Genomic DNA, 20,214 nt, shown 5'->3' on the forward strand with positions numbered 1-20,214 from the left:
GGCCACCCCTCCCGCGCCGCGCCGCCCCGCTCGGCGCCGGCCGCGCGGGCGGCCGTCCTACGGCACCACCACGATCTTCCGCCCGATCCCCGCCGCGAACTGCTCCAGCGCCTGCGGGTAACGCTCCAGCGGCACCCGGTCGCTGATGAACACCTCCGGGTCCAGCACCCCGTTCGCGAACAGCTCCGCCGCCCGCTCGAAGCTGTGCAGCACGGCCATGGACCCGGTGATGGTGATCTCCTGGTTGTAGATCCGGTACGGGTCGATGGTCACCCGGGCCGCGTAGTCCGCGACCCCGAACTGCAGGAACGTGCCCGCCTTCGCCACCCGGTCCAGCCCGTCCTGGATCGCCGCCGCGTTGCCGGTCGCGTCGACCACGACGTCCCAGCCCTGCGGCCGGTCCAGTTCGTCGGCGCTGCCCGCCGCGGCCGAGACGCCGAGCCCGCGCGCCGTCTCCAGGCGGGCCGGGTTGACGTCCACCACGTCGACGCTCGCCGCGCCCGTCCGCTTCGCCAGCTCCAGCATCATCAGGCCCATCGTCCCCGAGCCGTAGATCAGGACGTGCGCGCCCAGCCGGGAGCTGAGGACGTCGTAGCCGCGCACCGCGCAGGACAGCGGTTCCACCAGCGCCGCGTCCTGGGTGCGGACGTGCTCGGGCAGCTTCACGCAGTTGGCCACCGGCGCCACCGCGTACCGGGCCGCCCCGCCGGCCGTGGTGACCCCGATCGCCGCCCAGCGCTCGCACAGGTTGTTGTGGCCGGCCCGGCAGTAGCGGCACTCGTGGCAGTACAGGGAGGGGTCCACCGCCACCCGGTCGCCGGCCGACACCTCGGTGACCCGGGTGCCCACCCCGACCACCTCGCCCGCGAACTCGTGCCCCGGCACGATCGGCAGCTTCGGGGCGAACTCGCCCCGCAGGATGTGCAGGTCGGTGCCGCACAGCCCGCACGCGGCGACCTCGACGACGACCTCGCGGGGGCCCGGCGTCGGGTCGGGGACCTCGGCGACGACGGCACGGCCCACGGACTCGATGACGGCGGCCTTCATTTGACGGCTCCCAACGACAGGCCCTGGACCAGCTTGTCCTGGGCGGCGAATCCCGCGGCGAGCACCGGCAGGGAGATGACGAGCGACGCGGCGCACACCTTCGCCAGGAACAGGCCCTGGCTGGTGATGAAGCCGGTCAGGAAGACGGGGGCGGTCTCGGCGACCACGCCGGTGAGCACCCGGGCGAACAGCAGCTCGTTCCAGCTGAAGATGAAGCAGATCAGGGCGGTGGCCGCGATGCCGGGCAGCGCGATGGGGGTCACCACGCGCCACAGGATCGTCGGCAGCCTCGCACCGTCGATCTGCGCCGCCTCGACGATCGCGGCGGGCACCTCGGAGAGGAAGGACTGCATCATCCACACCGCGATCGGCAGGTTCATCGCCGTGTACAGCACGACCAGCGTCCAGACGTTGTCCAGCAGGCCGGCGTTCTTCGCGAACAGGTAGACCGGCAGCAGCCCCGCCACCGCCGGCAGCATCTTGGTGGACAGGAAGAAGAACAGGACGTCGGTCCACTTCCGCACCGGCCGGATGGACAGCGCGTACGCGGCGGGCAGTGCGAGGCACAGCGTCAGCAGCGTGGAGGCCACCGCGGCCGTCGTCGAGTTGATCAGCGACGGCCAGGGGCTCGCCCCGCCGCCCACCCCGAAGAACGCGCGGTAGCCGTCCAGGGTGAGCGAGGCGGTCAGGGACGGCGGGTTGGTCGCCGCGTCCGCCTCGGAGTGGAAGGACGTCAGGACCATCCACAGCAGGGGAAGCACGAACAGCAGGCCGGCCAGCCAGGCGGCGAACCCCAGGGCGGCCCCCCGCAGCCTGCCGCGGGTGCGCCGCGGGGCGGTGGTGGCGACAGTGGTGGTGACGGGAGTGGTGACGGCGGCCATCAGTGCGACACCTCCGCACGGAACAGGGACGACACGACGCGCAGCGCCAACGTCGCGAGGACCAGCGAGCCGATGACGACGATCACGCCGGCCGCGGAGGCCAGCCCGTTCTCGTCCGCCTGGTAGAACGTCTGGTAGACGGTGTACGGCAGGTTCGCGGTGCCCAGGCCGCCGGAGGTGATGGTGTACACCGCGTCGAAGTTCTGCACGATGTAGATCGAACCGAGCAGCACGCTCAGTTCGATGTAGCGGCGCATGTGCGGCAGGGTGATGTGCAGGAACACCTGCCGGTCGTTCGCGCCGTCCATCCGGGCCGCCTCGATCAGCTCCGGGTCGCGGCTCTGCAGCCCGGCGAGCAGGATCAGCGTCATGAACGGGGTCCACTGCCAGATCAGCGACGCCTCGACCGCCGCCAGCGGCATCTCGGAGATCCAGTCCGGCTGGGCCGCGCCGTCCCCGCCGATCCAGTGCAGGACGCCGTTGAACAGGCCGTACTCGGGGTTGAACAGCACGTGCTTCCACAGCAGCGCCGCCGCGATCGGCACCAGCAGGAAGGGGGCGATGAGCATGGTGCGCACGGCGGCCCGGCCGCGGAACCTCCGGTCAAGGAGCAGCGCCAGCACCAGTCCCAGCGCCAGGCTGACGAGGACCACGGTCGCGGTCAGCAGGACGGTCGTCCACACCGACCTGCGCAGCGCGGGCGTGCTCAGCACCTCGGAGAAGTTGGCGAAGCCGACGAAGCGGCGGTCGTCCGGGTAGAGCGCGTTCCAGTCGAAGAACGAGATCACCAGCGTGGCGACGAACGGCAGCTGCGTGACGACGATCATGAAGACCAGGGATGGCAGCAGCGGGGCCCGGGTGACCCAGGCGCGCAGACGGTCCGGCCGCCGGGGCGCCGGCCGCGCGGGGGCGGCGGCGACCCGGGGGGAGGGTGTGGTGACGGTCATCCGCGGTACTTCTCTCCGACGGGTTCGGCGAGAACCTGGGCCTTCCTCAGCGCGCTGTCCACGGACTGCCGTCCGGCGATGGCCGAGCTGATCTCCTGCGAGACCTTGGTGCCGAGGTCGGTGAACTCGGGGATGCCGACGAACTGGATGCCGGGCGCGGGCCGCGGCTGCACGCCCGGGTCCTCCGGCTTCGCGCCCGCGATGGCGTCCCGGGTGACGTCCGCGAAGGCGGCCGCCTCCTCGCGGTACTGCGGGATGTCGTAGGTGGAGGTCCGCTTGCCCGCGGGCACGTTCGCCCAGCCGATGGACCTGCCGACGAGCTTCTCGTAGTCCTTGCCGGAGGCCCAGGAGATGAACTTCCAGGCGTCGCCGGCGTGCTTGGACGCCTTCTGGACGCCCCACGCCCAGGTGTAGAGCCAGCCGGAGCTGCCGGTCTTCTCGACCGGCGCCGGGACGTAGCCGATCCTGCCCTTGACCGGGGAGCCGGCGGCCTCGAGGGAGCCGGCGCCGGCGGTGGCGTCGTACCACATGGCCGTCTTGCCCTGGGTCATGTTGTTCAGGCACTCGGCGTAGCCGGACTGCGCGGCGCCCGCCTCACCGTGCTTGCGGACCAGGTCGACGTAGAACCGCGTGGCCTCCTTGAACTCCTTCGAGTCCAGCCGCGCGTTCCAGTCCTTGTCGAACCAGGTGCCGCCGAAGGTGTTGACGACCGTGGTCAGCGGCGCCATGACCTCGCCCCAGCCGGGCAGGCCGCGCAGGCAGATGCCCTTCATGCCGGACTCGGCGCCGTCCGCCTTCGCGGCGAGGGCGGCCACCTGCTTCCAGGTGGGCTTGGCGGGCATGGTCAGGCCCGCCTTCGCGAACACGTCCTTGCGGTACATCAGGAACGAGGACTCGCCGTAGAAGGGCTCGCCGTAGAGCTTGCCGTCCTTCGCGGTGAGGGCCTGCGTCATCGGGGCGAGGATGTCGTCCTGGTCGAAGGCGGTGTCCTTCTTCACGTACGTGTCCAGCGGGTGCAGCCAGCCGTTCCTGGCGTAGATCGGGATCTCGTAGTTGCTGAGCGTGGCGACGTCGTACTGGCCGGCCTGGTTGGCGAAGTCCTGGCTGATCTTGTCGCGGACGTCGTTCTCCGGCAGGACGGTGAAGTTGACCTCGATGCCGGTGTCCTTGGTGAAGTGCGCGGCGGTCAGCTTCTGCAACTCCACCATCTGCGGGTTGTTCACCATCAGCACGTTGATGGAGCGGCCCCCGGAGGAGGCGGACCCGCCCGCGCCCGAGCAGGCGGCGAGCGGAGTGATCAGCGTCCCTATGGTGGCCACGGCGAAGAGGGTGCGTGGCACGCGTCGGCTCTGGGTTCGCATGCGGTACTCCTGGACGTATGTGAACGTAGGTGCGCAAAGGGGACTCCTGCGGGAACGGGGGCCCGCAGGACGGGTGGTGGGTGGTGCGCCGGAGCCCCGGGTAGGGGAAGGGGCGGCCCGGTGTCAGACGCGGACGACCTGCGGCCCCAGCAGGGAGTAGCGGTGGGCCTCGGCGGCGGGGAGCAGGGTGCTGGTGACGATGGCCTCCAGCGCGCCGACCTCGGCGAAGCGGCAGAAGCTCACCGCCCCGAACTTGGTGTGGACGCCCGCGAACACGGTGCGCCGGGCCGACCGGATCGCCTGCGCCTTGACCTCGCTGACGGCCGGGTCGGGAGTGGTCAGTCCGTGCTCGCGGGAGATGCCGTTGGCGCCGATGTAGGCGAGGTCGACGACGAAGCCGGCCAGCATCTTCGTCGTCCAGTGGTCGACGGTCGCCAGCGTGCCGGAGCGCACCCGGCCGCCGAGCAGCAGCACCGAGACGTTCTCCGCCTCCGCGAGCGAGCCCGCGACCGGCAGGGAGGCGGTGACCACGGTCAGCGGCCGGTCCCGGGGCAGCGCCTCGGCGATGAGCTGCGGTGTGAACCCCTCGTCGACGAAGACCGTCTCCGCGTCCCCGAGCAGTTCGGCCGCGGCGGCCGCGATCCGGCGCTTCTCGGGGACGTGGCTGGTGGCGCGGAAGGCGAGCGTGGTCTCGAACCCCGCGCTCTCCACGGGGTAGGCGCCGCCGTGGGTGCGGCGGACCAGACCGTGGTCCTCCAGGGCGCGCAGGTCCCGGCGTACGGTCTCCTTGGCCACGCCCAGGTCGCCGGCGAGCGCGGTGACGTCGACCGAGCCGGTGGCGCGGGCGACCCGCACGATCTCGCGCTGGCGCTCCTCGGCCGTCCTCGTCGCCTTCGCCGTCGTCATCCCACACCTGCTTCCCGCGTGCCGCTGTACCGGCGGCCCGTTCGCCTCCCCGGCGTCGGGCCGGACTGCCCGTTCGGGCCCGGTCGGGCCCATGGGGGAAGTTGTACAGCGGCGTTTCCGCGCCGGACAGGCTTGTCGCGGATCGGATGATGACCGTTTGTGCCCGCTTGGCGGAGCGGGTGCCCGTCTCGGACCTGCGCGGGCGTGGGCCGGGGCGTGGGATCGGGCAGCCGCGGTGCCCGAATGCGCGGGCGGGCGGGCCCGTTCGGTGCCCGCCCGCCCGCGCGAACGTCCGTCTTCCGCCTCGTCAGCCGGATCAGTACGGCTGGATCAGTACGGCTGGATCAGTAACGGCCGGATGGATACGGCCGTACCGGATCAGTATCAGTACGGCCGGATGGCGCGGCGTACCGGATCAGTACGGCCAGATAGGCGGGTCGCTCACGAAGTGGCCGCCGAGGCAGGCGTGCGCCACGTTCTCCGGGTCCAGCTCGCCCTGTTCGGCGATGAGCTTCTCGGCGAACGGCTCGGAGTCGTCCTGCGGTTCGTAGCCGAGCGCCCGCGCGCTGGACAGGTCCCACCACAGCCGGGTGTTGGCGGAGGAGCCGTAGACGACGGTGTGCCCGACGTTCTCGGCGGTCAGGGCCGCGTGGAAGAGGCGGGCGCCGTCGGCCGGGCTCATCCACACCGACAGCATCCGGACGCTGGTCGGCTCGGGGAAGCAGGAGCCGATGCGCACCGACACCGTCTCCAGGGCGTACTTGTCCCAGTAGAACTGGGCCAGGTCCTCGCCGAAGGACTTGGACAGGCCGTAGAAGGTGTCCGGGCGGTGCGGGGTGTCGACCGGGATCAGCGGGTCGTCGCCCTGCGGGCGCGGGGTGAAGCCCACGGCATGGTTGGAGGAGGCGAAGACGACGCGGCCCACGCCCTCCTCGCGGGCGGCCTCGTAGACGTTGTAGGTGCCCTCGATGTTCGCCCTGAGGATCTTGTCGAAGGGGGCTTCCAGGGAGATGCCGGCGAGGTGGATGATCGCGTCGACGCCCCGCACGGCCTCGCGCACGGCGTCCTTGTCGGCCAGGTCGGCGGTGATCGCGTCCGGGTCGCCCTCGATGGGGAGCAGGTCGAGAAGGCGCAGCTCGTAGCCGAAGGCCGGGAGCAGGTTCCGCATCAGGGTGCCGAGTCCGCCGGCTGCGCCGGTGAGCAGAACGGTGCGGGGAGCGGGCATCCTCGGTTCTCCTTGGTCCGCCGCCTCTGACAGGTGGCCGCATGCGTGGACGGTATTCACATTCATGGACACGCTAGGGATCGGTGCCGCAGTCCGTCAAGTGTGGCGCGGCACCGGGGCTTCTGTCCGTCTTCCGGTGTCGTGTTGCCGGTTTGTGCGCTTGACCGGCCCGGAGAGGGCTCCCTAGGGTGGCATCGTTCAGAAATATGGACGCTGATCAGAATTACGTACGCGCCTGCCTCAGGGAGAGCCCGTGACGCCTGCCCCTCTCGCCGCTCGACTCAGCATCCCCAGCGGGCCGCTGTTCTTCCCCGTCACCGCCTTCGCCCCCGACGGCGGCCTCGACCTCGACGCCTACCGCACGCATGTGCGCGCCGGGGTCGAGGCCGGAGCCGCCGCGGTCTTCGCCTGCTGCGGCACCGGCGAGTTCCACGCGCTCACCCCCGAGGAGTTCGAGACGTGCGTGCGGGCGGCCGTCGAGGCGACGGCGGGCCGGGTGCCGGTCGTCGCCGGCGTGGGCTACGGCACCGCGCTGGCCGTGCGGTACGCGGGGCTCGCCGAGACGGCCGGCGCGGACGGCCTGCTGGCCATGCCGCCGTACCTGGTGGTCGCCGGGCAGGAGGGGCTGCTGCGGCACTACCGCGAGATCGCCGCCGCGACCGCGCTGCCCGTGATCGTCTACCAGCGCGACAACGCCGTGTTCGCCCCGCGCACGGTCGTCGAACTGGCCCGCACGGACGGGATCATCGGCTTCAAGGACGGGCTCGGCGACCTCGACCTGATGCAGCGCGTCGTCAGCGCCGTGCGCACCGAGGTCCCGGACGGCTTCCTCTACTTCAACGGCCTGCCCACCGCCGAACAGACCCAGCTCGCCTACCGCGGCATCGGCGTCGGCCTGTACTCCTCCGCCGTCTTCTGCTTCGCCCCGGAGATCGCCCTGGCCTTCCACACGGCCCTGCGGACCGGCGACGACACCACCGCGCACCGCCTCCTCGACGGCTTCTACCGGCCCCTCGTCGAACTGCGCGCGCAGGGCCGCGGCTACGCCGTCTCCCTCGTCAAGGCCGGCGTGCGGCTGCGCGGAATCGACGTCGGCGAGGTCCGGCCCCCGCTGGACGAACCGGCCGAGGACCACGTCAAGCAGCTCGCCCGGCTGATCGAGCGCGGGTACGCGCTGCTGGAGGAGGACAAGTGAGGGCATCGGCGTTCGTCTACCCCTGGGACGTCAACGGGGACCCGGCGGCCGCCGGGCTCGTCGCCGGGCTCGGCGTGGCGCAGGTGACGCTCGCCGCCGCCTACCACTCCACGCGCGCGCTGACGCCCCGTCACCCGCGCCACCGCGTCGTCACCGCCGAACACGCCGCCGTCCTCTACCCGCCGGACGACCGCCGCTGGGCGGGCCGCGCCCTGCGCCCCCACCCGGCCGGCGACTGGTCGCCCGGCGACGCCTACGGCGAGGCGGCGTCGGCGCTCGCGGACGCCGGCCTGGAGGTCCACACCTGGGTCGTCCTCGCCCACAACTCCCGCCTGGGCGCGGAACATCCGGACACCTCCGTCGTCAACGCCTACGGCGACCGCTACCCGTGGGCCCCGTGCATCGCGCAGCCCGCCACGCGCGCGTACCTCGTCGACCTCGCCGCCGAGGCCGCCGTACGCCCCGGGGCGCGCGGCACCGAACTGGAGTCCCTCGGCTGGTACGGGCTGCAGCACCTGCACGCCCACGACAAGACCGGCGGGGTCGCGCTCGGCGAGGCCGGGCAGTACCTGATGTCGCTCTGCTTCTGCCCCGCCTGCCGGGAGGGCTACGGCGCCCGGGGCCTGGACGCCGACGCGCTGGCGGCCGCCGTGCGCGCCGCGCTGGAGCCGCTGTGGCGGGGGGCGCCCGACGACGGAGGCTGGGCGGGCGTGGAGAAACTGCTCGGCGAGGCGAACGCGGCGGCCACCCGCGCGTGGCGCGACGAGCAGGCCCGCACGCTCCAGGAGGCGGCGGTCGGGGCGGTGCGCGCGGCGGCCCCCGACGGCTTCCGGGTGCTCCTGCACGCGGACCCGGTGACGTACCACTGCGGCGCCAACGCGGGCGTGGACCCCGCGCACGTCCTGACCGTCGCGGACGGCGTGGTCGTCCCCTGCACGGGCGGGCCGTCCCTGCTCACGCCCTTCGCGGAGCAGGGAGGGCGGGACGCCGTCCTGGCCGCCAACCTCACCGTCGTGTCCGGCATGGGCGGCAGCCCGCACACGCTCGGCGCGGACGCGGCCCGGGCCCGCGACCTCGGCGCGACGGAACTGCGCCTCTACCACGCGGGCCTGGCCTCGGACACCGACCTGACGGCAGTACGGGAGGCGCTCGCCGCCCTCTGAACGGGCGAGCTCCGCACCGGCCGGGGCGGCGATTGCCCCGCGGCGGCCGCGGCCGCGGGCGGGCCGCCGCCTGCCGCATGCCTTGCGCCCGGCAGACGGCGCGCCCCCGCGGCGCGCCCCCGTGGCGTGCGCACGGGGTGGTGCGGGACGGCGGCCCTGGAAGGCGGCGGAGGCGGCGGAGGCGGTGGGTGCAGGTGCCGGGCCGGCGGTTGCCGCGCGGCGGGTGCGGCCGCGGGCGGGCGGCCGGTGTCGTGCGCCTTCGGCGCCCGGCAGGCGGTGCGTGCACGGTGCGCGGTGCCCGCACGGCGGGGTGGCGTGACATGACGGTGCGGCGTGCGGACGGGCGACCCTGGGGACGGGGTGTTCGCGGTCTTCGAGCGGGTGGGGTCCGGCGACCGGGTCCGCGGTTGCCGCGCGGCGGAAGCGGCTGCGGGCGGGCCGTCGGCTGCCGCATACCTCCGGCGCCCGGTGAGCGGCGCCCGGCGTGCGCGGCTGCCTTTCAGGCTCTCCTCCGAGGAGCCGCACCATGGCCGGTACCGCTCTTGACCTCCGGGCGCAGGCGCGGATCGTGATGCTGCTCGTGGACGGTGTGCGCGGGGACCGGCCCGCCCGCCCGACGCCGCCCTGTTCGGGCTGAGCGGTGCGGAACATGCCGGCCCGGTCCACCTGACCGGGTCGGCCCTCGCCTTCCGCGACGCCTCCCGCAAGCACCCGGGTGTCCCTGACCGGCACCGCGCCGGACGCCGTGGCCTGCGACATCGGCCCCGGCCGGTGCGCCGAGCCGGCGCCGGCCCTCGGCGCGGTCGCCGACACCTGGCGCGATCCGGCCGCGTGGACCGGCGTGACCAGCGCCGAGGGTCCGGACCTGCCCGGCGCGGTCGTCGGCGCCGTCGTCGCCGTCGAGCCGGTGACGCACGGCTGGGACCCGGCCCGCGCCCTCGGCCCGCCGAACGAGCCCGATCCGGCCGCACCACCAGTCACCTGGGCAACCGCAACTTCTCTTGTCAGAAGCATTGACGAAACACCGGCCCGCTCCTACCTTCAACGCGTCGTACTTCGTACGTCATATATGAGACGCGATACGTGAGATCCGATACGCGAGATCCGAGAGGCGCGCATGACCTCTGTGCCCACCCCGATCCCCTCCCGCACGCAGTACGTGCAGGAGGAGATCAAACGCCGCATCCTCACCGGGCAGTTGACGCCGGGACAGGCCCTGGTCGAGACCGAGCTCGCCGCACGGTTCGGGGTGTCCAAGACCCCGGTGCGGGAGGCGCTCAAGACCCTGGCCGGCACCGGGCTCGTCGTGATGAACCAGTACAAGGGCGTCACGGTGCGCATGGTGGACGCGGACATGGCGCGCGAGGTCTACGACGTGCGGCTGCTGCTCGAGCCCGAGGCGCTGCGGCGGGCGGTGCGCCGCGGCGCCTCCCTCGACGCCGCGCGCGACGCGCTGACCCGCGCCGACGCGGCCACCGACACCGCCGAACGCTCCCTCGCCAACCGGGAGTTCCACCGCGCCCTGTACCTGCCGTGCGGCAACCCGCTGCTCGGCCGGATGCTCGACGAGGTCCGCGACCAGGCCGCCCTCGTCTCGGCCGTGGCCTGGGCGGCATCGCCCTCCTGGGAACGGGAGGCCGCGGAGCACCGGGACATCCTGCGGCTGGCGCTGGACGGCGACGCGGACGGCGCGGCCCGCGCCCTGCACGCCCACATCGCGCAGTTCGTCGAGCGCGCGTTCCCCCGGACAGCGGACCAGGCAGCGGACCAGGCAGCGGACCAGGCAGTGAATCAGGAAGGCACGGAATGAGCAGCGTGACGTTCGAGTCCCAGCGGGCGGCCCTGGCCGACGTGGTGGCGATCCTGGTGACCCCGTTCGCCGAGGACGGCTCCGTCGACGCCGGCGTCCACCGGGCCCTGCTGCGTCGGATGCTCGACGGCGGGGTGAAGATCCTCACCCCCAACGGCAACACCGGCGAGTTCTACGCCCTCACCCCCGAGGAGCGCCGCCTCGTCACCGAGCTGACGGTCGACGAGGCCGGCGACCGCGCCGCGATCCTCGTCGGCGTCGGCCACGACGTTCCCACCGCCGTCGCGTCCGCCCGCCACGCCCGCGACCTGGGCGCCCAGATGGTGATGGTCCACCAGCCGGTCCACCCCTACGTCTCCCAGAACGGCTGGGTCGACTACCACCGCGCGATCGCCGAGGCGGTTCCCGAGCTGGGCGTCGTCCCCTACATCCGCAACGCCCAGCTCAGCGGCTTCCGCCTCGCCGAACTCGCCGACGCCTGCCCCAACGTCATCGGCGTGAAGTACGCGGTCCCGGACGCCGCCAAGTTCGCCGCCTTCGCCCGGGACGCGGGCCTGGAGCGCTTCGTGTGGATCGCCGGACTCGCCGAACCGTACGCGCCCTCGTACTTCTCCGCAGGCGCCACCGGCTTCACCTCCGGGCTCGTCAACGTCGTCCCGTCCGTCTCGATGAACATGATCGAGGCGCTGCGCTCCGGCGACTACCCGGCCGCCATGAAGGTGTGGGAGCAGATCCGCCGTTTCGAGGAACTGCGCGCCGCCAACGGCTCCGCCAACAACGTCACCGTCGTCAAGGAGGCCCTCGCCTCCCTCGGCCTGTGCCGCCGCGACGTCCGCCCGCCGAGCAGGCCGCTGCCCGAGGCCGAGCGCGCGGAGGTCGCCGCCATCGCCTCCGGATGGTCCATATGAAGCGCCCCGAGGAACTCAGAAGCCACCAGTGGTACGGGACCGACGGCCTCCGGTCGTTCAGTCACCGCGCCCGCACCCGCCAGCTCGGCTACCTGCCCGAGGAGCACCTCGGCAAGCCCGTCGTCGCGATCCTCAACACCTGGTCCGACATCAACCCCTGCCACGTCCACCTGCGCGACCGCGCGCAGGCCGTGAAGCGGGGCGTGTGGCAGGCGGGCGGTTTCCCGCTGGAGTTCCCGGTCGCCACGCTCAGCGAGACCTTCCAGAAGCCGACCCCGATGCTCTACCGCAACCTGCTCGCGATGGAGACCGAGGAGCTGCTGCGGTCGTACCCCGTCGACGGTGCCGTGCTGATGGGCGGCTGCGACAAGTCCACCCCCGCGCTCCTGATGGGGGCGGCCTCCGTGGACCTGCCCACCGTGTTCGTGCCCGCCGGTCCCATGCTGCCCGGCCACTGGCGCGGCGAGGTCCTCGGCTCCGGCACCGACATGTGGAAGTGCTGGGACGACAAGCGGGCCGGCCTGATCGGCGACTGCGAGATGCAGGAACTGGAGAGCGGCCTCGCCCGTTCGCCCGGCCACTGCATGACGATGGGCACCGCCTCCACGCTCACCGCCGCCGCCGAGGCCCTCGGCGTCACCGTCCCCGGCGCCTCCAGCATCCCGGCCGTCGACTCCGGGCACGACCGGATGGCCGCCAGGGCCGGGATGACGATCGTCGACCTGGTCCGCAAGGACCGCAAGCTGAGCGACATCCTCACCCGGGACGCCTTCGAGGACGCCGTCACCACCGTCCTCGGCCTCGGCGGCTCCACCAACGCCGTCATCCACCTGATCGCCATGGCCGGACGCGCCGGGGTGCGCCTCACCCTCGACGACTTCGACCGCATCGCCCGCACCGTGCCGGTCCTGGCCAACATCCGGCCCGGCGGCCAGAAGTACCTCATGGAGGACTTCCACTTCGCCGGCGGTCTGCCCGGGTTCCTCTCCCGCATCCCCGACCTGCTCCACCTGGACCGGCCGACGGTGTCGCACGACACCCTGCGCGAGCAGCTCGCCGGGGCGCGGGTCCACGACGACGACGTCATCCGGCCCCGCGACAACCCCGTCGCGAACGAGGGCGGAGTCGCCGTACTGCGCGGCAACCTCTGCCCGGACGGCGCCGTCATCAAGCACATCGCCGCCGAGCCGCACCTGCTGAAGCACACCGGTCCCGCGGTCGTCTTCGACGACTACCGGACGATGCAGCGCACCATCGACGACCCGTCGCTGGGCATCACCGCCGACAGCGTGCTGGTGCTGCGCAACGCCGGCCCCAAGGGCGGCCCGGGCATGCCCGAGTACGGGATGCTGCCGATCCCGGACCACCTGCTGAAGCAGGGCGTGCGGGACATGGTGCGGATCTCCGACGCCCGCATGAGCGGCACCAGTTACGGCGCCTGCGTGCTGCACGTGGCACCCGAGTCGTACGTCGGCGGGCCGCTGGCCCTGGTGCGGACCGGGGACCCGATCACCCTCGACGTCGAGGCGCGCACCCTCCATCTCCACGTGGACGACGAGGAGCTGGCCCGGCGCCGGGCGGCGTGGACGCCGCCGCCCACCCGCTACGAGCGCGGCTACGGCGCGCTCTACAACGAGCAGATCACGCAGGCCGACACCGGCTGCGACTTCGAGTTCCTCGCCCGTCCGGGCCGGGTCGCCGACCCGTACGCGGGCTGAACCACCCCACCACCTCCGGCGCGGCCAAGGGTGCGTCATATACCCGCAGAAAGCGCTTCCTGTACGACGCACGCATCACCCAGGCACCACCCACGCATCACCCAGGCACCACCCACGCATCACCCAGGCACCATCCACGCATCACCCGAGCACCACCCATGCACCACCCACGCACGACGTACCGAGAACGGAGAACAGTCATGGCCCAAGCCGCAGCCGTGGCGAAACCGCCCGCGCCACCCCGGCGGCGCCGTGCCTCCGCCACGCCCCACAGGCTGCCGTACCTGCTGATCGCGCCGGCGGCCCTGTTGATGCTGGGCTTCATCGCCTACCCGGTCATCAGCGTCTTCTACTACAGCCTGCAGAACTACAACCCCACCAAGCCGTGGCGGAACGGCTACGCGGGCTTCGACAACTTCGTCCACGCCTTCACCGACGACCCGCAGTTCTGGGACACGCTGACCTTCAGCGCCAAGTGGGTCGTCGTCGAGGTCGGACTGCAGCTGCTGTTCGGGCTGGCGCTGGCGCTCATCGTCAACCAGACCTTCGTGGGCCGGGGACTCGGCCGCGCGCTGGTGTTCTCGCCGTGGGCCGTCTCCGGCGTGCTGACCTCCGCGATCTGGGTGCTGCTCTACAACTCCCAGACCGGCATCACCCGTTACCTCGCCGACGTGGGCATCGGCTCCTACGGCACCAGCTGGCTGTCGGACACCTCCACCGTCTTCCCGGCGGCGATCGTCGCCGACCTGTGGCGCGGGGTCCCCTTCTTCGCCATCCTCATCCTCGCCGACCTGCAGTCCGTCTCCAAGGACCTGTACGAGGCCGCCGAGGTCGACGGCGCGAGCCGCCTGAAGCAGTTCTGGCACATCACCCTGCCGCACCTGAAGGACGCCATCGTGCTGTCCACGCTGCTGCGCGCGGTCTGGGAGTTCAACAACGTCGACCTGCTCTACACCCTCACCGGCGGCGGACCGGCGGGCGAGACCACGACGCTGCCGCTGTACGTCGCCAACACCAGCGTCGACGCGCACAACTTCGGCTACGCGTCGGCCCTCACCACCGTCGCGTTCGTGATCCTGCTCTTCTGCTCGATCGTCTATCTGCGGCTGAGCAAGTTCGGAGGTGGCCAGAAGTGATCACCGAGATCGCGCCCGCGCCGCAGCGCGTGGAATCCGAGCCCGCGCGGCCGGGGAAGAAGCGCCGCGCCTGGGACGAGGTCCCGCGCCGGCACATCTACCTCCCGCTGTCGCTGTACCTGCTGTTCACCCTCATCCCCTTCTACTGGATCCTGCTGTTCGCGCTGCGTCCGGCCGGCTCGACCTCCCTCGTGCCCTGGCCGATGACCACCGACCACTTCGAGAAGGTGTGGAACGAGCGGGCCTTCGGCACCTACTTCCAGAACAGCGTGCTCGTCGGCGTCTGCACCCTGGTGCTCACCACGGTCGTCGCGCTGGCCGGCGGCTACGCCCTCGCGCGGTTCGACTTCAGGGTCAAGCGGGGCTTCATGCTCGCCCTGCTGTGCACCCAGTTCGTCCCGGGCGCGCTGCTGCTGGTGCCGCTCTTCGAGATCTTCGCCAACCTGCGGATGATCAACTCGCTGGCCAGCGTGGTCATCGCCGAGACCGTCTTCCAGCTGCCGCTGTCGATCATCCTGATCAGCGGCTTCATCCGGAACGTGCCGTACTCCCTGGAGGAGGCCGCCTGGGTCGACGGCTGCAACCGGATGACCGCCTTCCGCATCGTCGTCCTGCCGATGCTGCGGCCCGGACTGATCGCCGTCGGCTCCTTCGCCTTCGTGCACGCCTGGAACCACTTCCTGTTCGCCCTGATGTTCCTGTCCGACCAGGGCAAGCAGACCATCCCCGTCGGCCTCAACACCCTGATGAGCTCGGACAGCGTCGACCTCGGCGCCCTCGCCGCGGGCGGCATCATCGCGGCCGTGCCCGTCGTGGTCGTGTTCGCGTTCATCCAGAAGTGGCTGATCACCGGCTTCAGCGCGGGGGCGGTGAAGGGATGAGGATCGTCCTGGCGGGCGCGCGCGGCCACGGCCGCTGGCACCTGGACAACATCCGCCGGCTCCAGGACAAGGGGATCGTCCACCTGGCGGGCATCTGCGAGCTGACCCCGCTGACCGCCGACGAGATCCCGGACGGCCTCGGCACGCCCGAGCAGTCCGCCGACTTCGGCGCCCTCCTGGACTCCACCGGCGCCCGGATCGCCGTGGTGTGCACGCCGATCCCCACCCACACCGACCTCGCGCTCACGGCCGCGGGCAAGGGCGTGCACCTGCTGCTGGAGAAGCCGCCCGCGCCGTCGTACGCCGAGTTCCGCCGGATGGCCGACGGGGTCGCCGCGGCCGGAACGGCCTGCCAGATCGGCTTCCAGTCGCTCGGCTCGCACGCCGTGCCGGCGATCCGGGAGATGGTCGCCGAGGGCGCGATCGGCGAACTCGTCGGGGTCGGCGGGGCCGGCGCCTGGGCGCGGCCGGAGAGCTACTACCGGCGCGCCCCGTGGGCCGGCCGGCGGCGGCTGAACGGCGTGGACGTCGTCGACGGCGCGCTGACCAACCCGCTCGCGCACGCCGTCGCCACCGCCCTCGCGCTCAACGGCACCACCCGCGCCGAGGACGTCACCGGCATCGAGACCGAGCTGCTGCGCGCCAACGACATCGAGTCCGACGACACCTCCTGCGTCCGCGTCAGCACGACCGCCGGCCGCCGGGTCACCGTCGCCGCGACCCTGTGCGCCGAGCGGCCCGACGATCCCTACGTCCTGGTGCACGGCACCCGCGGCCGGATCACCTTCTGGTACAAGCAGGACCGCGTACTGCTCCAGCGCGCCGACCACGGCCCGCAGGAGTACGAGTTCGGCCGCACGGACCTGCTGGAGAACCTCGTCGACCACCTCACCGACGGCACCCCCCTGCTGGTCCCGCCGGACGCGACCGGCGCCTTCATGAAGGTGGTCGAGGCGATCCGGCAGGCCCCCGACCCGGCCCCGCTGCCCGCCGGCGCCTGGCACCGGCTGCCCGGGGAGGACCGCCGGGCCGTGCCGGGCGTCGACGGACTCGTCGCGGCCTGCGCCGACACCCTCGCCCTCTACTCCGAGCTGGGCGCCCCCTGGGCCCCTCCGAAAGAGGTGAGCACCCCATGACGACGACCGACGAATGCCCCGTCCTGCGCGTCGCGGGCCGCCCGGTCGGCCGGTACGTCACCCGGCCCCAGCTGCCGCCCCGGCAGGCCCCGCGCCCGTACCTGCACCCCGTCACCACCCTGGCCGGCACCGCGGTCACCGAGCTCGCGCCGGCCGACCACCTGCACCACCTCGGCGTCGGTGTCGCCGTTCCCGACGTCGAGGGGCACAACTTCTGGGGCGGCCGCACCTTCGTGCGCGGCCAGGGCCCCACCGAGCTGGACAACCACGGCGCCCAGCGCCACGTCGCCTTCCAGCTGCGCGACCCGGACGGCTTCGTGGAGGAGCTGCGCTGGGTGGCCGCGGGAGCCGAGCTGCTGCGCGAGCGCCGCACCGTGGCGGCCACCGAACTGTCCGACACGGCCTGGGCGCTGGACTTCACCTTCTCCCTCACCAACGTCACCGCGGGGATGCTGTCGATCGGCAGCCCGGCCACCAACGGACGTCCCGGCGCGGCCTACGGCGGTTTCTTCTGGCGCGCCCGCAAGGAGCCCGAGGCCCCGGAGGTGTTCACCGCCGACCGGGACGGCGAGCCGGAGATCCACGGCACCCGCGCCGACTGGGTGGCCCTGTCCGGACACGGGTCCCCTCGCGCGGGCGGGGCCGGGGGCGGGGGAGGCTGGACGCTGGTGCTGGCGGGCGCCACCGGGCGGACCCGGCAGGACCCGTGGTTCGTGCGCGCCGCCGAGTACCCGGGCGTGGGCTCGTCGCTGGCGTCCGAGCGGCGCCTGCCGATCGAGCCGGGCGACACCGTCGTACGGCGCATCGTGACCGTGGTCGCCGACGGCCGGCTGAGCCGCGACGAGGCGGGGGCGCTGGCGCGGAAGGCGGTCAGCCAGTGACGACGTACACCAACCCGGTCCTGAACGCCGACTGGTCCGACCCGGACGTCGTCCGCGTCGGCGACGACTTCTACCTCACCGCCTCCAGCTTCGGCCGGGTCCCCGGACTGCCCCTGCTGCACTCGCGCGACCTGGTGAACTGGACCCTCGTCGGCCACGCGCTGCAACGGCTGGAACCGGCGCGGGAGTTCGCCGTACCGCGGCACGACTGCGGGGTCTGGGCCCCGTCCCTGCGGCACCACGACGACCGCTTCTGGATCTTCTGGGGCGACCCCGACCAGGGCATCTTCCAGGTCAACGCCCCCGAGATCCGCGGCCCGTGGACCCGCCCGCACCTGGTCAAGGAGGGCAAGGGCCTGATCGACCCCTGCCCCCTGTGGGACGACGAGACGGGCGAGGCCTATCTCGTGCACGCCTGGGCCAAGTCACGCGCGGGCGTCAAGAACCGTCTCACCGGGCACCGCATGCACCCCGAGGGCACCGGACTCCTCGACGCGGGCAGGGTGATCGTCGACGGGGACCGCATACCGGGCTGGTTCACCATCGAGGGCCCCAAGCTCTACCAGCACGACGGCTGGTTCTGGATCCTCGCGCCCGCCGGGGGAGTGGAGACCGGCTGGCAGGGCGCGTTCCGCTCGCGCGGCTTCTTCGGGCCGTACGAGGAGCGGGTCGTCCTGGAGCAGAAGGACACCGACGTCAACGGGCCGCACCAGGGCGGCTGGGTGCGCACCTGTGCCGGCGAGGACTGGTTCCTGCACTTCCAGCAGCGCGGCGCCTACGGCAGGGTCGTGCACCTGCAGCCCATGCGCTGGCCGGACGGGGGCGCCTCCCGCTCGGGCGGAGCCGGCGGCGGGGGAGGCTGGCCGGTGATCGGGGACGACGGCGCCCCCGTCGCCGTGCACGAGCGGCCCGCCCTGCCGCCGCAGCCGGCCGCCGCGCCCGCCACCGACGACGACTTCCCCGGCGGGCGGTTCGGCCGCCAGTGGCAGTGGACCGCCAACCCCCACGACGGCTGGGCCACCCAGCACTCCGGTGACGGGCTGCGGCTGACCTGCGTCCGCTCGGCCGACGCGCACGACCTGCGCAAGGTGCCGAACGTGCTCACCCAGCGGCTGCCCGGCGTCCCCTCGGTGGTCGAGGTGGAGCTCAGGCTGCACAGCGAGGAGCCGGGCGCGCGGGCCGGGCTGGCGGTCCTCGGGGACGCGTTCGGCTGGATCGGGCTGCAGCGGGGGAGCGACGGGACCGTCCACCTCGTGCACCGGTTCGCCGAGACGGTCGCCGAGGCCGAACGGGACGCCGACCACCCGCGGCTCGCGCCCGGCGGACGCGCGCGGCTGCGGATCGAGACCGGCGCGGGCGCCCGCTGCCGCTTCCACTACGACACCGGTGACGGTCTGCGCCCCTCCGGGCAGGTCTTCGCCGCCACCCCCTGGCGCTGGGTGGGCGCCCTGCTCGGCCTGTTCGCCCTCGCGCCCGTCGGCGCGGGACACGCCGGCGCGGCGGGCTTCACCCGGTTCCGCATCACCCCCCGGTAAGGCACCGCACCCGTGAGCCGGCCGGGAGCGGTCGTGACGTACCCGTTCGGCAAGCGCTTACCCGGTCCGCGGGCGACGCGGACCGGTGACCGTCCCCCCACACGTTCACCCCTCAGTTGGATCCAGAAGAAGAGAGCCGACCAATGAAGATCAGCATTCGCAGAAGCAGGCGCGCCGCCATCGCCGTCGCCCTGGGATCCGTGCTCGCGCTGACCGCCACCGCCTGCGGCGACGACGGCAGTGGCGCCGCCGGCGACAAGGGCGACGAGGGCTCGGGCAAGGGCGAGATCACCTTCTGGGACAACAACGGCGGTGTCCGTACCGACATCTGGAAGGAGATCATCGCCGACTTCGAGAAGAAGTACCCGGACATCGAGGTCAAGTACGTCGGCATCCCCGCCGCGAACGCCCAGTCCAAGTACGACACCGCCATCCAGGGCGGCGGCCTGCCCGACGTCGGCGGGGTGGGCACCGCGATGCTCGCCGAGGTCGCGGTGCAGGGCGCGCTGGAGCCGCTGGACAGCCGGCTGGCGAAGAGCTCGCTGAACGGCAAGCTGAGCCAGAACCTGCTGGACAGCAGCCGGGCCGCGGGCGGCGGCGACAAGCTGTACCAGATCCCGACCTCGTCCAACAACGGCACCCTGTGGTACCGCACCGACCTGTTCGAGAAGGCGGGCCTGGAGGCGCCGACCACCTGGTCGAAGTTCTACAAGGCCGCCGACAAGCTCACGGACAAGGGCAAGAACCAGTTCGGGTTCACCATCCGCGGCGGCGAGGGCTCCATCGCGCCGGCCCTGGACGCGGCGTACAGCCAGACCGGCATCACCTCGTTCTGGAACGGCGACAAGACCACCGTCAACGACCCCAGGATGGTGGCGGCCCTGGAGAAGTACGTCGCCCTGTACAAGAAGGACACCCCGTCCGCCGACGTCAACAACGACTTCACCAAGATGGTCGCCCAGTGGGACAGCGGCAGCATCGGGATGCTGAGCCACAACCTCGGCTCCTACCAGGACCACCTGAAGGCGCTGGGCGCCGACAAGTTCCGGGGTCTGCCCAACCCGACGCAGGACGACGGCACCCGGGTGCAGATCTCCAACCCGGTCGACGGACTGAGCGTGTTCAAGTCCAGCAAGAACAAGGCGGCCGCCTGGAAGTTCATCGAGTTCGCCGTCTCGCACGAGGAGAACTCGAAGTTGAACGAGTCCGCGGGGCAGATCCCGGCGAACACCGAGGCCGCGCAGGACGCGTGGATCCAGAAGGCCGAGCCGACGAAGCTGGCCGCCGAGGCGCTCAACGGCGACGGCACGAAGATCGTCCAGCTTCCGTACTACCTGCCGGACTGGAACACCATCTCCAAGGCCGACAACGAGCCCAACTTCCAGAAGGTGCTGCTCGGGAAGATGAGCGCGAAGGACTTCCTGGACACGCTGGCGCAGCAGCTGAACGCCGCCCAGGCGGACTGGAAGAAGAACCACTGAGGG

18 protein-coding genes are annotated in these 20,214 nt (G+C 72.3%); 12 read left to right on the forward strand and 6 right to left on the reverse strand.

The features are described from left to right. Window positions 1-57 precede the first annotated feature (57 nt). The 6 genes from ACH4ZX_RS22085 to ACH4ZX_RS22110 form a co-directional block, all read right to left on the reverse strand. The gene (locus ACH4ZX_RS22085) at window positions 58-1,047 is read right to left on the reverse strand and encodes a zinc-dependent alcohol dehydrogenase family protein (protein ID WP_398275236.1); all 990 of its coding nucleotides are present in this window, start codon (window positions 1,045-1,047) and stop codon (window positions 58-60) included. Beyond that, window positions 1,044-1,928, reverse strand: a complete 885-nt coding sequence (locus ACH4ZX_RS22090; protein WP_398275239.1) for a carbohydrate ABC transporter permease — start codon at window positions 1,926-1,928, stop codon at window positions 1,044-1,046. The genes ACH4ZX_RS22085 and ACH4ZX_RS22090 overlap by 4 nt, the downstream gene beginning before the upstream one ends. After that, window positions 1,928-2,875: a carbohydrate ABC transporter permease gene (locus ACH4ZX_RS22095; RefSeq protein ID WP_398275242.1), complete on the reverse strand. Its 948-nt coding sequence runs from the start codon at window positions 2,873-2,875 to the stop codon at window positions 1,928-1,930. Before ACH4ZX_RS22095 ends, ACH4ZX_RS22090 begins: the two co-directional genes overlap by 1 nt. Next, on the reverse strand, window positions 2,872-4,236 hold the full coding sequence (locus tag ACH4ZX_RS22100) for an ABC transporter substrate-binding protein (RefSeq protein ID WP_398275245.1): 1,365 nt from the start codon (window positions 4,234-4,236) through the stop codon (window positions 2,872-2,874). The genes ACH4ZX_RS22095 and ACH4ZX_RS22100 overlap by 4 nt, the downstream gene beginning before the upstream one ends. Window positions 4,237-4,359: 123 nt before the next feature. Beyond that, complete coding sequence (locus ACH4ZX_RS22105; protein WP_398275248.1) at window positions 4,360-5,142, reverse strand: DeoR/GlpR family DNA-binding transcription regulator; 783 nt, start codon at window positions 5,140-5,142, stop codon at window positions 4,360-4,362. A gap of 415 nt (window positions 5,143-5,557) precedes the next feature. Continuing rightward, window positions 5,558-6,367 (reverse strand): NAD-dependent epimerase/dehydratase family protein, encoded by an 810-nt coding sequence (locus ACH4ZX_RS22110; protein WP_398275251.1) that lies wholly within the window; start codon window positions 6,365-6,367, stop codon window positions 5,558-5,560. A 253-nt stretch (window positions 6,368-6,620) separates the two neighbouring features. On the opposite strand from ACH4ZX_RS22110, the gene ACH4ZX_RS22115 reads away from it, so the two are divergent. From ACH4ZX_RS22115 to ACH4ZX_RS22170, 12 genes are all read left to right on the forward strand, one after another. Further along, on the forward strand, window positions 6,621-7,562 hold the full coding sequence (locus ACH4ZX_RS22115) for a 5-dehydro-4-deoxyglucarate dehydratase (protein WP_398275254.1): 942 nt from the start codon (window positions 6,621-6,623) through the stop codon (window positions 7,560-7,562). Next, the gene (locus ACH4ZX_RS22120) at window positions 7,559-8,725 is read left to right on the forward strand and encodes a hypothetical protein (RefSeq protein ID WP_398275256.1); all 1,167 of its coding nucleotides are present in this window, start codon (window positions 7,559-7,561) and stop codon (window positions 8,723-8,725) included. Before ACH4ZX_RS22115 ends, ACH4ZX_RS22120 begins: the two co-directional genes overlap by 4 nt. 715 nt (window positions 8,726-9,440) lie before the next feature. After that, window positions 9,441-9,812 carry a hypothetical protein gene (locus tag ACH4ZX_RS22125; protein ID WP_398275259.1) on the forward strand — a complete coding sequence of 124 codons (372 nt, stop codon included), beginning with the start codon at window positions 9,441-9,443 and terminating at the stop codon, window positions 9,810-9,812. Window positions 9,813-9,842: 30 nt separating this feature from the next. Continuing rightward, window positions 9,843-10,535, forward strand: a complete 693-nt coding sequence (locus tag ACH4ZX_RS22130) for a GntR family transcriptional regulator (RefSeq protein ID WP_398275261.1) — start codon at window positions 9,843-9,845, stop codon at window positions 10,533-10,535. Further along, window positions 10,532-11,443 carry a dihydrodipicolinate synthase family protein gene (locus tag ACH4ZX_RS22135; protein WP_398275264.1) on the forward strand — a complete coding sequence of 304 codons (912 nt, stop codon included), beginning with the start codon at window positions 10,532-10,534 and terminating at the stop codon, window positions 11,441-11,443. The genes ACH4ZX_RS22130 and ACH4ZX_RS22135 overlap by 4 nt, the downstream gene beginning before the upstream one ends. Then, window positions 11,431-13,161: an L-arabinonate dehydratase gene (araD, locus tag ACH4ZX_RS22140; RefSeq protein WP_398275267.1), complete on the forward strand. Its 1,731-nt coding sequence runs from the start codon at window positions 11,431-11,433 to the stop codon at window positions 13,159-13,161. The genes ACH4ZX_RS22135 and araD overlap by 13 nt, the downstream gene beginning before the upstream one ends. 200 nt (window positions 13,162-13,361) lie before the next feature. Next, window positions 13,362-14,297, forward strand: coding sequence for a sugar ABC transporter permease (locus ACH4ZX_RS22145; protein WP_351889701.1), 936 nt, complete (start codon window positions 13,362-13,364; stop codon window positions 14,295-14,297). Further along, a complete protein-coding gene (locus ACH4ZX_RS22150) occupies window positions 14,294-15,178 on the forward strand; it encodes a carbohydrate ABC transporter permease (protein WP_398275270.1) in 885 nt (294 codons plus the stop codon). Before ACH4ZX_RS22145 ends, ACH4ZX_RS22150 begins: the two co-directional genes overlap by 4 nt. Further along, window positions 15,175-16,314, forward strand: a complete 1,140-nt coding sequence (locus tag ACH4ZX_RS22155; RefSeq protein WP_398275273.1) for a Gfo/Idh/MocA family protein — start codon at window positions 15,175-15,177, stop codon at window positions 16,312-16,314. Before ACH4ZX_RS22150 ends, ACH4ZX_RS22155 begins: the two co-directional genes overlap by 4 nt. Further along, window positions 16,311-17,195 carry a PmoA family protein gene (locus ACH4ZX_RS22160; protein ID WP_398275276.1) on the forward strand — a complete coding sequence of 295 codons (885 nt, stop codon included), beginning with the start codon at window positions 16,311-16,313 and terminating at the stop codon, window positions 17,193-17,195. The genes ACH4ZX_RS22155 and ACH4ZX_RS22160 overlap by 4 nt, the downstream gene beginning before the upstream one ends. Then, window positions 17,192-18,730: a family 43 glycosylhydrolase gene (locus tag ACH4ZX_RS22165; protein ID WP_398275279.1), complete on the forward strand. Its 1,539-nt coding sequence runs from the start codon at window positions 17,192-17,194 to the stop codon at window positions 18,728-18,730. The genes ACH4ZX_RS22160 and ACH4ZX_RS22165 overlap by 4 nt, the downstream gene beginning before the upstream one ends. 143 nt (window positions 18,731-18,873) lie before the next feature. Continuing rightward, window positions 18,874-20,211, forward strand: a complete 1,338-nt coding sequence (locus ACH4ZX_RS22170; protein ID WP_398275282.1) for an ABC transporter substrate-binding protein — start codon at window positions 18,874-18,876, stop codon at window positions 20,209-20,211. Window positions 20,212-20,214: the final 3 nt, after the last annotated feature.

This window comes from Streptomyces sp. NPDC020490, assembly GCF_044335305.1.
GTDB lineage: Bacteria > Actinomycetota > Actinomycetes > Streptomycetales > Streptomycetaceae > Streptomyces.